This is a genomic window from Niveispirillum sp., assembly GCF_017996735.1.
GTDB lineage: Bacteria > Pseudomonadota > Alphaproteobacteria > Azospirillales > Azospirillaceae > Niveispirillum.
The window spans coordinates 1-13186 of sequence record NZ_JAGOGJ010000159.1; the positions used below are offsets into that span (position 1 = coordinate 1).

General features: G+C 65.2%; 11 protein-coding genes. 10 read left to right on the plus strand and 1 reads right to left on the minus strand.

All coding sequences use genetic code 11. From position 1 onward, the window contains the following. The 7 genes from KBA48_RS28855 to KBA48_RS28885 form a co-directional block, all read left to right on the plus strand. The coding region (locus KBA48_RS28855) for a TonB-dependent receptor (protein ID WP_292912149.1) at positions 1 to 1183 on the plus strand (1183 nt) is incomplete at its 5' end. A gap of 153 nt (positions 1184 to 1336) precedes the next feature. Next, positions 1337 to 1906 carry a nuclear transport factor 2 family protein gene (locus KBA48_RS28860; RefSeq protein ID WP_292912150.1) on the plus strand — a complete coding sequence of 190 codons (570 nt, stop codon included), beginning with the start codon at positions 1337 to 1339 and terminating at the stop codon, positions 1904 to 1906. Continuing rightward, positions 1903 to 3273 carry an MFS transporter gene (locus KBA48_RS28865; RefSeq protein ID WP_292912151.1) on the plus strand — a complete coding sequence of 457 codons (1371 nt, stop codon included), beginning with the start codon at positions 1903 to 1905 and terminating at the stop codon, positions 3271 to 3273. The genes KBA48_RS28860 and KBA48_RS28865 overlap by 4 nt, the downstream gene beginning before the upstream one ends. Beyond that, a complete protein-coding gene (locus KBA48_RS28870) occupies positions 3270 to 4163 on the plus strand; it encodes an SDR family oxidoreductase (protein WP_292912152.1) in 894 nt (297 codons plus the stop codon). The genes KBA48_RS28865 and KBA48_RS28870 overlap by 4 nt, the downstream gene beginning before the upstream one ends. Positions 4164 to 4293: 130 nt before the next feature. After that, positions 4294 to 5016, plus strand: coding sequence for a response regulator (locus tag KBA48_RS28875; protein ID WP_292912153.1), 723 nt, complete (start codon positions 4294 to 4296; stop codon positions 5014 to 5016). Continuing rightward, positions 5013 to 6587 carry a hypothetical protein gene (locus KBA48_RS28880; protein WP_292912154.1) on the plus strand — a complete coding sequence of 525 codons (1575 nt, stop codon included), beginning with the start codon at positions 5013 to 5015 and terminating at the stop codon, positions 6585 to 6587. Before KBA48_RS28875 ends, KBA48_RS28880 begins: the two co-directional genes overlap by 4 nt. 271 nt (positions 6588 to 6858) lie before the next feature. Continuing rightward, positions 6859 to 7920 carry a sugar phosphate nucleotidyltransferase gene (locus tag KBA48_RS28885; protein ID WP_292912155.1) on the plus strand — a complete coding sequence of 354 codons (1062 nt, stop codon included), beginning with the start codon at positions 6859 to 6861 and terminating at the stop codon, positions 7918 to 7920. 13 nt (positions 7921 to 7933) lie between these two features. On the opposite strand, the gene KBA48_RS28890 is transcribed toward KBA48_RS28885, so the two are convergent. Next, entirely contained in the window at positions 7934 to 8935 is a 1002-nt protein-coding gene (locus KBA48_RS28890; protein WP_292912156.1) for a hypothetical protein, read from the minus strand. A 74-nt stretch (positions 8936 to 9009) separates the two neighbouring features. On the opposite strand from KBA48_RS28890, the gene KBA48_RS28895 reads away from it, so the two are divergent. From KBA48_RS28895 to KBA48_RS28905, 3 genes are all read left to right on the plus strand, one after another. After that, positions 9010 to 11049 carry a cellulose biosynthesis cyclic di-GMP-binding regulatory protein BcsB gene (locus KBA48_RS28895; RefSeq protein WP_292912157.1) on the plus strand — a complete coding sequence of 680 codons (2040 nt, stop codon included), beginning with the start codon at positions 9010 to 9012 and terminating at the stop codon, positions 11047 to 11049. 6 nt (positions 11050 to 11055) lie between these two features. Beyond that, positions 11056 to 12969 carry a glycosyltransferase family 2 protein gene (locus KBA48_RS28900; RefSeq protein WP_292912158.1) on the plus strand — a complete coding sequence of 638 codons (1914 nt, stop codon included), beginning with the start codon at positions 11056 to 11058 and terminating at the stop codon, positions 12967 to 12969. Then, on the plus strand, positions 12966 to 13186 hold a 221-nt coding region (locus KBA48_RS28905), incomplete at its 3' end, for a hypothetical protein (protein ID WP_292912159.1). The genes KBA48_RS28900 and KBA48_RS28905, both read left to right, overlap by 4 nt.

Sequence of the window (13186 nt, forward strand, 5' to 3'; positions counted from 1 at the left end):
CCAATATTCGGGCGAGTTGCGCTATGCTTCCAGCTTCTCCGACATGGTGGAATTCACGGCCGGCCTCTATTACTTCACCCAGGAAATGTACATCGCCGAACGCCGCGCTGCCTATGCCAGCGGTCCCGCGACGGCGCCCGTCATTTCCCGCACCGTCGGCATCGCCAAGACCGATGACAGTTCCTATGCCGTATTCGGTCAGGGATCGGTGAAGTTCACAGACCAGCTTTCGCTGGTTCTGGGCGGTCGTTATACGGTGGAAAAGAAGGAGATCGAGCTGTGTCCCTTCAATGCCGCCTTGTATAACAGCCTGGATTTCAACGCCTGTCCGGTCGCGCGACTGAAGGGCGATGACAAGTGGAACAGCTTCTCGCCCAAGGTCGGCCTGGACTGGAAGGTCGATGACGATGTGCTGCTCTATGCGTCCTGGACCAAGGGTTTCCGCTCCGGGTCGTTCAATGCCCGCGCCACCAATGCCGCCGTTCTGGGGCCGGTGGACCAGGAAACCGTGTCCTCCTATGAGGCGGGCATGAAGAGTGAGCTGATGGGGCGGCGCCTGCGCCTGAATACCGCCGCCTTCCTGTCGGATTATACGAACATCCAGCGCACCGTATCCGACACGGTGATCATCAACGGTCTGCCGACCGTCACGCAGGTGCCGCGCAACGCGGCGTCGGCCACTATCTGGGGCCTGGAACTGGAAGGGTCCTTCCTGGTCACCGATGCGCTGACCCTGGATGCGTCAGTGGGTTACACCGATGCCGGCTATGACAGCTTCGCCAATATCGATGCCAACCGGAACGGCGTGTATGAGCCCGCCATCGACGGCCCCATCGCCAAGGATCTGAAGTTCGAGCGGGTGCCGAAATGGCAATATGCCGTCTCGGCCAGCTATGAGGTGCCGGTGACGGACACCAGCTCCCTGCGCTTCCGCACCTCATACACCTGGGTGGATGATCAGTTCATCGATACGCTGAACAGCCCGTCCCTGGCGCTGGATGCCTATGGGCTGTGGGACGCCTCTGTCAGTTATTCGCTGGATAACAGCTACACCCTGTCCCTGTTCGGCCGTAACCTTAACAACGCCAAATATTACGATTTCGGCTTTGACGGCGGCACGCACCGCGCCGTCTGGGGCGGCACGCCGCGCACCTATGGCGTGGAACTGTCGGCGAAATTCTGAGGTCAACCAGCGCCCCTCTCTGTGAAGCGATGGGAGGGTGAGGGAGCTTTGGTGGCAATGCCTGGTCCCCCTTCACCCTCCCACCTGCGAAAAGGGTGGGCGGAGCCCTCCCACCCCTTCAAGGGGGGAGGGTTGAAACGATAGGGGATATCAATGCCAACGACCCTGACCCTGGAACAGCGCATCGCCCGGCTGGAAGCGCGGGCCGAGATCAATGATCTGGTGGCCCGTTACGGGCTGACGGTCGATGACCGCGACCTGGAAGGCCTGGCGGATCTGTTCACCGAGGACGGGGCCTTCCGGTCCAAAGACGGGGTGCTGGACGCGCGTGGCCGGGCGGCGGTGATTGAGCAGTATCGGGGCCGGTTCGCGGCCCTGGGCCCATGCAATCACTTCACCCATGACAAGATCATCCGCTTCGATGATGCCGATCCCGACCGGGCGACGGGCATCGTCACCTCGCATGCCGAGGTCTGGCGCAATGGTCAGGCCATGCTGACGGCGCTGCGTTATCAGGATGAATACCGGTGCGGGGCCGATGGCAAATGGCGCTTTGCCGACCGGTTGCTGACCTTCTTCTATTATCTGCCGGTGACGGAATATGCCGAGGCACTGGGCGATCCGTTGCGCCAGCGCGCCTATGGCGACCGCCGCCCGGCCGATTTCCCGGAGGCGCTGCCCACCTGGCGGCTGTATCACCAGCAGGAGAGCCCTGGCCGATGACCCACAGCCTGATGTCCGGCATCGACATGTCCCAACCCAAGGCCGAGGCACGGCCGGTGCCGCGTGACGGGCGTTACGCCTGGTACGTCACGATCCTGCTGACAGTTGCCTATGCGGTTGCCTTCGTGGACCGGCAGATTCTGAATTTGCTGGTGGAGCCGATCAAGGGGCAGTTCACCCTGTCGGACACGCAGATCAGCCTGTTGCAGGGCCTGTCCTTCACATTGGCCTATGTGATGATGGGGCCGCTGTTCGGGCGGTGGACGGATATCGGCAACCGCCGCACCATCATCTGGACCGGCGTCACGCTCTGGTCGGTCTTCACCATCTTCTGCGGCCTGTCGCAGACCTATTGGCAGTTGTTCGGTGCCCGGATGGGGGTGGGCGGGGCGGAGGCCTGCCTGATGCCCGCCGCCTGGTCGCTGCTGTCCGATTATTTCAGCAAGGACAAGCTGCCGCGCGCCATGAGCATCTTTCTCATGGGCCCCTATCTTGGGGGCGGGCTGGCGCTGATCTTCGGCGGGCTGGTGATCCAGCAATTGGGCCATGTCGGGCCGGTGGATGCCGGTCCCTTCGGCCTGCTGGCGCCCTGGCATCTGGCTTTCATCGTGGTGGGCGGGCCGGGTCTGGTGCTGGCGGCCCTGATGCTGACGGTGCGCGAACCGCCCCGGGCCAGGGCTGCGGGCCGGGCGGAGCAGGAACGGTTCACCCTGACCCAGATCTGGCGGTTCCTGGCCGATCGGCGGGCCTTTTATGGTGCCTTCTATGGAGGCATGTCGCTGCATGTCATCGCGCTTTATGCCTTTCCGGCCTGGATACCCAGCTTTCTGATCCGGCATTACGGGGTGTCGATGGCGTCGGTGGGCCTGGAATATGGGGCATCGGTGCTGATCGCAGGCTCCCTGGGCGTGTGGTGCGGGCCGTATGTGGCGAAGTTCCTGACCGCGCGCGGCTATGTTGATGCCGCCTTCCGCACCCCGGCCCTGACCACGCTGGGCGTGGTGCCGTTTGCCGTGCTGCTGCCTTTCTGCCCGACCTATGAATTGGCGCTGGCGGCGGCGGTGGGGGTGACATTCTTCTACACGCTGCCCATGGCCATGGCGGCGTCTTCCATCCAGATGGTGACGCCCAATCGCATGCGCGGCGTCGTTTCCTCCCTCTATGTTTTCACGGTTTCCATCGTTGGGCTGGGTCTGGCCCCCACCTTCATCGCATTGATCACCGACCGGCTGTTCGGTGATCCGGGCATGGTGGGCTGGTCGCTGGCCCTGGTCTGTTCGCTGTCCAGCATCGGGGCGTCGATCCTGATGCTGCGCGGCCTTGGCGCCTTCCGGGCTGCCCTGGCCGAAGGGGAGAAGGTGTCGTGAAAGTCCTTGTCTTCGGCGCCACGGGTGATCAGGGCGAAGCGCAACTGCGCCGCCTGATCGTCGCCGGCCACACGCCCGTTGCCGTTGCCCGCGACCCGTCGAAACTGGGTGTCGCCGGGGTGGCCAGCATGGCGGCGGATTACCGCGATCCCGACAGTCTGGCCCGTGCGCTGGACGGGGTGGAGGCACTGTTCGTTACCATGCCCTCCACATCGTTTCAGGCGGCGGACCCGCTGATCCGGGCTGTCGACGCCATCGGGCAGGCCGCGCGGCGGCAGGGGCTGCGCATGGCGGTCTTCAACAGCTCCATGATCATCAAGGACAAAAAACGGGGATTCGCGGCCCATGATGCCCGCTGGGAAATGCGGGAAAGGCTGCGCGACAGCGGTGTGCCGACCGTTTCCATCCAGCCCGTGATCTATCTGGATAATCTGCTGCGCGCCTGGGCACGCAAGCATATCCTGGAAGAAGGGCGCATCTTCTATCCGCATCATCCCGACCTGGATGTGTGCTGGATCTGCCAGGACGACGTGTCGGACCTGATGATCGCCGCCCTGGACCGGCCACATCTGTCGGGCCGCGCCTATAATGTCGGTGGGGCGGAGGCCATCAGGGGGCCCGATCTGGCCCGCCGCCTGGGTGCCGTGTTGGGCCGGCCGTTGCGTTTCGATCCACGCCCCATCCCGGATTTCTGTGAGGCCATGGCCGGCGTGTTCAAGGATGTCGCCACGCTGGACCGCGACCGGCTCACCGGAGAACTGCGCCGGATTTACGAATGGTACAATTTCGGGGAGGAGAAACCCTTCTCCGTCGATATGGCGCCCATCCTGGCCGATCTTCCCGTGACGCTGACGCGGCTGGAGGATTGGGCGGAAGCGCATTTCCGGTAACCGGAAATACGCTCTGGATAGGCACACCTGATCCGCATCTTTCCTCACTCCCTCAGCGTGTTAATCTGGATAGCTAGCCAATGGCGTCCAGGCCGGCATAGAGTGCCGGCACCGGTGGGGAGGGGTGGTGATGATCCTGATTGTCGAGGATAGCGAGGAACAGCGCATCATCCAGTCGGCCATCATCGCCCATTCCAACCTGGGACCCAGCCAGACCGTTGGAAGTGCCGAGGAAGCGTTGCAGTTGCTGGAGATCGACAGGACATCCGGGACGGCCCCCGATGTGCGGGCCATCCTGATGGACATCATGTTGCCGGGAATGGACGGAATCAGCGCCGCCACCCGGATAAAGGCCAATCCGCGTCTGGCGAACATTCCGCTTATCGTCATCTCCGCGCTGGAGGAAAGTGAGAGCCTGGCTGCCGCGTTCGCGGCCGGCGCCGCGGATTATATCGTAAAGCCGGTGCAACCCGTGGCGCTGGCCGCGCGGTTGCGGGCCACCTTGCGCCCGGCGGCTGGCGCGCGACTGAAATCGGTCGATTGTCGGCAGGCGCTGGATGGTATCTTCGTGGCCGGCGTGCGGCTGGATGTTGCCATTGCCGACTGGCCGGAACTGAAGCTGGAATTGGGCCAGCACGGGGCGGATGAGATCCGGGAAAAGCTGATCGAGGCCTTTTCATCGGTGCATGAGCGGGCCGACAAATGGGTCTGCCGGGCGGGCGAGGGTGGATTCTCCCTGCTGGTGGCGGGGGAGGAGCATGGTGCCGGCCTGCTGCAACTGGCCGACGAGATCGCCTGCGACATGCCCTGGCCGCAGATGCGCGTGACCCTGTGCCCCGTGGGGACGGCATGAGCACAGAGGATATCGGCAAGACGGTTGCGGCGCTGGTGTCACGCCTGCCCACCGGTGCGGCGCGCATGCTCTATGGTGAACTGGCCGGGGCAGGGGAGGCGAATGCCAAGGTCGCGGTGGTGCGCCGTGCCCTGGTGGAGCGTATCAACGCTTCCCGCCAGCAGCATGGGCGACGACTGTTCACCCAGTTATTCGAGCCGTTCATGACGGCCGATCTTGAAATGCTGCGTCCCGGTTATTCCAGCGTCGGCGTGCTGCATGCCGTGGATATCGGTGCGGTCTGGACCCAGGCGGCGGCGGGTCCACTGGCCAAGCTGGCGGCCGAGATCGAGGCGCGGCTGCCGGTCCTGGCGGCGGAACGTCCGCTGGACCTGATCCTGTCCATGCCGGAAATCCAGGGTTTGCAGGAACAGGCACGGCGTGGGGCACTGGACTGGCTGACGGGCGATGCCGCGCGCCTGCACAAGGTGCTGGCAGCCCTGAACAATTGGCGCACAGCCGAGTTGCAGCGCCTGGGGGCCGATTTTGCGCCCCGCGCCCTGACGACAGAGGATCTGATCACCATCCGGGGTGTGTTGACCCATGGCGGCGCCTTGCGCCCCATCGCCCATGCAGTACTGGCCGACAGCGGGTCGGCCGAGACGATGGTGGAACTGGCGGGGTCCTTTGCCCTGCATCCGCTTCAGTCGCTGACGCCGCCGGAGGCGCGCATGGCGCTCTATCTGGTGCCGCTGTCGCTGTTGCACCGCCGCCGCGCCTATCGCTCGGTCGTGCCGTTCCTGCTGGATGGCACACCCACGGTGCAGGCCCGTATCCTGGAGGCCATGGACAGCCATTTCGGCCGTATCTGCGCCCGCATCGGCAAGGAGGCGGGCCTGCTGGCCGGGGCGGGACAGCCGATCAAGGGGCCACTGGCCGCCACCACCCTGCGCCGGCTGGTGCTGGGGGAGGAGTTGGGCCATCTGGACGCCATCCTTGGCATTTATGAGGAGTTCGAGATTCTGGACGATCCGCGCCTGGGCGCACAGGCGCGCGATTACATGGACCAGATGGTTAAGGCGGTGGAGCGCAACCTCTATCCCGCCCTGATCGACCGCTGCGTCGCCGCCGGCCGCACCGTGGAACGTCCTCTGCCGGATCAGGATGCGCTGGAATGGGCGCTGGGCCTGTGTGTGCGCTGGCGGACGGTCATCGGCCGCGTCATGCATTGGGGAACCGGCCACAGCAATTTCAAGGAACAGGTCCTGGAACTGGCCAAGGCCGGTTTCCAGTCGGCGCTGTCCGATCCCCGTGCCTTGTCCCCGTCCGACAGGCTGGGTCAGGCCGTGCGCATGTTGCAGATGTCCAAACCGCTGGGTGGTGGGGCGGAAAGCTGGATCACCCTGCTGGACAAGGGTCTGGTCCGCACTGTCAGCGACCGTCTGCGACAGGAGCAGCCGTTGCGCGACGGCGAACGCGACCTGGCCGCGGCGCTGATGGTGCTGGTCCGTGACGAACTGCGCCGCACCCGGCATTGGCGCGATACGGGCCTGGTGGCGCTGGACGAGCTGGCGGCGGCGGCGGGGCTGTAGCCGGCCTCCCCCCCGCCCGCCTTTGTTCTCAGCCTTGATATATAGGGCTTTTGGCAGGGTTGCCCGGCCGCGCGAGCGGTGCAATTCAAAATAGATTGGATTTTATATTCTTCTGGATACACGTCCGGCCGTGGTCGGCGGCGCCCCCATGATCTAGACATGTCGACAAGAGATTTCTTCTGGTTATTCCTTCCTGTTCAAAAGGTTAGCGCCTATTCGAAAGGTTGGGGTTCCCCGTTTCCCGCCCTCTCCGTCGACAGGGACTGCCCGCATGTCCAAGACGATCATCCCCGTTATCCTGTCCGGTGGCAGCGGTACGCGGCTATGGCCGCTGTCGCGGGAGCAATATCCCAAGCAGTTTCTCCCATTGGCCGGCAGCCGCAGCCTGCTGCAACAGACGGTTGAGCGTTGCCTGGCCGCCGGGGCGGCGCTTGGTCATTTGGTGACGTTTGGTATCAAGGCGGAAATGCCGGAGACGGAGTTCGGCTGGATCCGGCCGGGTGCCGCCATCGACGGGGTGGACGGCGCCTACCAGGTGGAGGAATTGCAACGGTTCGAGCCGGCCCTGCTGGCCGCCGTGACAGAGGCGGTGGCGGGCCGGGCCAGCGATCTGGACTCCGTGCGGCTGGCGGCAGATGCGTTCAAAGCCGCCCCGTCGGTCAGTATCGACGACGTCATCTTCGCCCGCACGGGACGGGCGGCCACGGTGCCCTGCTCGATCGGCTGGTCCGATGTCGGGTCCTGGTCGGCGCTGCATGAGGTGGTGGAAAAGGACGGGGACGGGAACGCCACGCGTGGCGACGTGATCCTGCGCAATTGCCAGGGTTCGTATGTGCGCACCGATGGCGTGCTGACGGCGGTTCTGGGCCTGTCGGATGTGGTGGTGGTCGCCACCTCCGACGCGATCCTGGTGGCGCACAAGGATGCCGTGCAGGACGTGAAGGGCGTGGTGCAGAAGCTGAAGGCCGACAGCCGCAAGGAGGCCGAAAGCCGGCCCCGCGTCTATCGTCCCTTGGGCTATTACCAGTCGGTGCATGCCGGCGACCGGTTCCAGGTGAAGCGCATCACGGTGAAGCCCGGCCATAAGCTATCGCTGCAAAAGCATTTCCACTGCGCCGAACATTGGATCTTGGTGAACGGTACGGCGCTGGTCACCCGCGACGGGGAACAGATCCTGGTGCGGGAGAAGGAGTCCACCTATCTGCCGCTGGGCGCTGTCCACCGGCTGGAAAATCCCGGCAAGGTGCCGCTGAACCTGATCGAGGTACAGTCGGGCTCTTATCTGGGCGAAGACGATATCGTGCGCCTGGAGGATACCTATGGGCGGGCGTGAAGAGCCTCCAGGATTATCCCGCGAAGTGCCGCTTCATCACCGCTTCCGCCGGCTTGCCCTGTACCGTGAAGTCGGTGTCCTGCGGGCCGCCGGCGTCGGGATCGCTGAACCAGCGCCAGAGCAGGATATCGCGCAGGCCATGGCGGTTCAGTGCCGTCAGCCAATGGTCCAGCACGCGGGCCTGCAGGGTGCCATCGGGATGGGCGTCGCGTTCCTCCGGGCTTTCCCAGGGTTTGGCCTGACTGCCGACGGCACTGCGCAGGCCCAGTTCACCGATCCACAGCGGTCCCTGCCGCGCAAGGTTCGCGGCCAGCGTGTCGATACGCCCGCCCAGGCCGGCATCATCGTCGCCCAGTGGCGGGTACAGGCTGATGGATGGCACGTCCAGCAGGCGGCGGAAGGGCAGGCGGTCCAGCTCCCCGTCCCAATGGGCCACATAGGTCAGGGTGCCCCGGAACCGGTCGCGCACGGCGCGGATGATATCGGTCCAGGCGGGATCGCTGCTGACGCCGCGCAGTTCGGCGCCCAGCGCCAGGGCCTCGGCCCCTTCGTCCTGTGCCAGGGTGGCGAGGTCGAGAAGCAGGGCGCGGTAGCGGGCCAGCCATTCGGCCTGATCGCCGTCGCGCATGAATTCAATCGCGCCGGCCCAGGTTTGTGGCACCCAGACATGCGGCTTCACCATCACACGCAGGCCCAAGGCCCGCGCCTGCCTTATGCCGGCGCGAAGCTGATCCGGACTGACCGCGTCGCCCAGCACGATGCGCGGGTCGCCCGGTGCGGGTTGCCACAGGAACGGGATCAGGGAAATGGCATTGCCGCCCAGGTCGCGCAGATGGCGCAGGGACCGTTCACACGCCGGGGAGCCCAGGGGGGCATCGGGCGTGGCGATCAGGTTCACGCCGCGCCAGGGCGGGGTGCCTCCGGCCGTGCAAGCCGCCGGCAGCAGGCCCAGGCTCGCCAGACCCGCCCCCATTTTCAGAATGCCGCGCCGCGAGGCGTTTCCTTCCCGTCGCAATCCGCAACCCTCCGCCTTTCCACCGCCGGACGCCATCGGGCACCGGCCACGGCCCCCTGTCAATGGTACGCCCCATGCGCCACACCCTGATTGCCGCCCTGTTCACCGCAACCGCCCTGGTCGCCCCGGCCCTGGCCGCCGATCCGGCAAAGCTGGATACGCGTAGTGTCACGCTGCGCGACCTGGGTTATCCGGACGGGGTCACCCTGTCCGGCATCGCCGCGCGGCAGGATATTTTCTTCCCCCTTCCGGCCTGGGTGCCGACCGACAATCTGAAGCTGGACATGAAGCTGGGCACGGCGCTGGCGGATGGGCAACGGGCGTCGGTGCAACTGCTGCTGGATGATCAGCCGCGCTGGGCCGGCGCCCTGAAGCCGGGCATGCATGAACAAACCATCACGGCCGGTCTGAAGCGGACCGACCTGCGTCAGGCCTTCACCAAGGCCACCATCGCCTGGGGCGCGCAATGGAGTGACAATCGCTGCGTCGATCAGCGGCTGCCCGGTGGCTTTGTTACCCTGTCGCCCGACAGCGCCGTGACCTACAGCATCGACCCGGCCAAGATCGACAGCGTGCGCGCTGCCTGGTCGGCGCTGGGACCACGCGTCAGCATCTTCGTGTCGGCGGAAGGTTTGAGCGAGACTCAGTTCCAGGCCGTGACCCGTCTGGCCGCGGCTTTGATCCGGGAGGGGCGCCGCGTCAATTTTGTCCGCATCCCGTCAGGCACCTCTACCGCCGCGGATGCCAATGTCTCCAAGGCCGATCTTCCGCCGCCACCCCCCTGGCCCACCCTGGCGGAGATGGATACCGGCAGCGTCTTCGTCGCCTCCAGGGCTGAGATCGAGGGTTTCATCACCCTGATGAAGTCCAAGGCCGGCCCGGAAAAGAAGTATGAGCTGGACACCAATCCTGGTGCCGATATCGGGCTGCTGAAGGGCGTGGGTTCCCCCTCCATCGCGCTTCTGGACGGGATCGATGGGGAAAAGGTCCGTTTCCTGACCGATGGCTGGTCGCCGCTGGCCGATATGACGGCCAATACCATCAACGCCGCCAAGCCGCAGCCGGCCAGCATCATCGGCGATGACGGCATTCCCTTCGCGACCCTGGGGCTGGGGCAGGGGGTGCAGGAACTGGTCGACCGGGCCGAATGGCCGCTGCGCCTGGATTATACCCAGGTGCCGCAGGGCCAGCGCCCGGCGGCGCTGGAGATCGAACTGGCGCCGGGCAGCACTGTGGGCGACCGGCCACAGCTTCTGCATGTCTTCGTCAACAACACCCTGTTGCGCAGCGTTTCGTTGCCCGATGGCGGCAAGGTGCAGCGGATTTCCGTACCGCTGCCTGACGGTCTGTTGGGCCGGTCCAACGCCATCCGCATCGTGTTGCAGCGCCAGCCGTCCGGTGGCGATTGCCGGGAGGCGCCGCTGGCCAGCCCGGCGCAGATCCTGCCCGGCAGCCGCGTGACCCTGACGCCCGACAGCGCCAAGCCCGCCGATTTCTACGCCCTGTCGCCCGCCATGGCCAAGGGCGCCACCCTGGTCGTCACGGCCGACCAGTTGAAGGACGTCGCTGCGGTGAACCTTGCCGCCCGTGTCGTGGCCGATCTGGTGCCGGCGCAGGCGCCGCTGTCGGTCATCGTGGGCGACGGCAAGGCCAAGCCCGCCACCCCCTTCATCCAACTGCCGGGCGCCAGCCTGCCCGGCAAGGCCGACCTGCCCGTGCGCCTGGATGGCGGGGCCGTGTCGGTGAAGGACAGGTCGGGGCAGACGCTGCTGGACGTTTCCGGCACCCACGGCCTGATCACGGCGCAGCTTGCCGGCCTGGATGACACGCCGGGCCTGTCGCTGGCGACCAGCGACGGCACGGTGCCGGCGGGCCTGCCGCGTCTTTCCTTTGACAAGGGCAACGTCGCGTTCGCCGACCAGACGGGCGTGCTGATGGCGTTCGATACCGTGCGCGACCGCGCCGTACGGGTGGTGGTGGCCGATGACAATGGCTGGGCCGACTGGCTGGACCGGTTCCGCATCCTGCTGGTGCTGGGTGCCTGGGGCCTGTTGACCCTGGTTGGTGTCGGTGCGCTGCGCCGCTGGTACCGCAACCGCACGCCGAAGGCTTGATACGGCATGGCCCCGATCCCGCCCCCGGTCGCGCCTCCCTCCACCGGCGACACGGTCCCCCCCATCGGTGAGCTTCTGCTGGCCAAGGGGTTGCTGACGGTCGCGCAGGTGGAACGCGCCCTGGAACTGCAACGGCAATGGAAGGTGCCGTTCGGTGACATCGTCATTTCTCAGGGCATGGTGAAGGCGCGCGAATTCTATCGCACCCTGGCCGACCGTTTCCGTCTGCCCTTCATCGACATGATGGCCGATCGGCCGGAGGATGGTCTGGCGGACAAGGACAGGGTGGAGGATTACAGCCGCCTGCTGCTGCTGCCCTGGAAGAAGGACGGCGACGTTATTACCGTGGCGACCGCCGATCCGGGGCCGAAGGCGATGTTGTTTGCGCGCCAGACCTATGGGCTGAAGACCAAGATGGTGGTGACGTCGAAATTCGACATCGTCTGGACGCTGCAGCGCCTGTTCGAGGCGGAGTTCAACCATCTAGCCGTCCATGCCCTGGCCGACATGGACCCGACCAGTTCGGCCCGCACCGTCGTGACGCCGGGGCAGATCCTGTTCCTTTATGGGCTGTTGTCAGTGTTCCTGCTGGGGTTGGCCTTTGCCCCCATCGGTACGCTGATTATCACCAACGTCATCATGGCCTTATTCTATGTCGGCAACTTCTTCCTGAAGACCATCCTGGTCTGGTTCGGGTCGGACGCCAAACAGGTGGACCGTAAGGTCACAGATGCGGAGGTGGCGGCGCTGAAGGATGACGACCTGCCGACCTTCACGGTGCTGGTGCCCATGTACAAGGAGCCGGAGGTGCTGCCCATCCTGGCGGCGGCCCTGCGCCGGCTGGACTATCCCATCGCCAAGCTGGACATCAAGCTGGTGCTGGAAGCCGGCGACCATGAGACGATCAACGCCGCCAAGTCCCTGGGCCTGGAAGGTATTTTCGAGATCATCCGTGTGCCGGCATCCAAGCCGCAGACCAAGCCCAAGGCCTGCAACTATGCCCTGCGCTTTGCCCGTGGCGAATATCTGGTGATCTTCGACGCGGAGGATCAGCCGGAGCCGGACCAGTTGAAAAAGGTGGTTGTGGCCTTCCGCAAGGCGCCGGCCAACACCGCCTGCATCCAATGCCGCCTGAACTATTTCAACGCCAATGAGAATTGGCTGACGCGGATGTTCACGCTGGATTACTCGCTCTGGTTCGATTTTATGCTGGGTGGGCTGGAACGGCTGAATATTCCCATCCCGCTGGGCGGCACCTCGAACCATTTCCGCATGGATGTGCTGACCAAGCTTCACGCCTGGGACCCGTTCAACGTCACGGAGGATGCCGATCTGGGTGTGCGGCTGACGCAGAAGGGCTATCGCGTCGGTGTCGTGAACTCGACGACATTTGAGGAGGCCAATGTCTCCATCCCCAACTGGGTGCGGCAGCGGTCGCGCTGGATCAAGGGCTATATGCAGACCTATCTGGTGCATATGCGTGATCCCATCCACCTTTACAGATCGGTGGGGGCGGGCGGCTTCTGGGGGTTCCAGTTCTTCATTGGCGGCACCATGCTGTCGGGTCTGTTGAACCCGATCTTCTGGGGCTTCTATCTGCTGTGGCTGCTGGTCGGCGGTACCTGGCTGGACCCGCTGTTCCCCACGGCCCTGCTATACCTGTCGCTGTTCAACCTTTTGGCTGGCAATGGGCTGTTCACCTACATCTCCATCATCGCGCCGGTGAAGCGTGGCTGGACCAATCTGGCGCCCTGGGGCCTGACGGTCATCGGCTATTGGGCCTTGATGTCGGTCGCGGCGTACAAGGCGCTGTGGCAACTGGTGAAGAACCCGTTCTATTGGGAGAAGACGCAGCACGGCCTGTCGCAGACCACCAAGCAAGAAGTGGCCAAGGCCCTGGCCAGCATGGGGCAATCATGAGCGCCGCCGCCGTTGCGCCCAGCCGCCCCTATGTGCCGTCGCATCTGGATCAGCGCGGTGCCCGGCTGGTTCCGCGCTGGCTGTTCCCCGTCTCCCTGGCGCTGCTGCTGCCGCTGATCTGGTTTGTCGCCTCATGGCCGATGCAGGAAGGCTGGCTGGGTCCGGCCATGGCCGACCGCTGGACCCGCGCCCTGCTGGCCACCGCCGATGTCGGCGC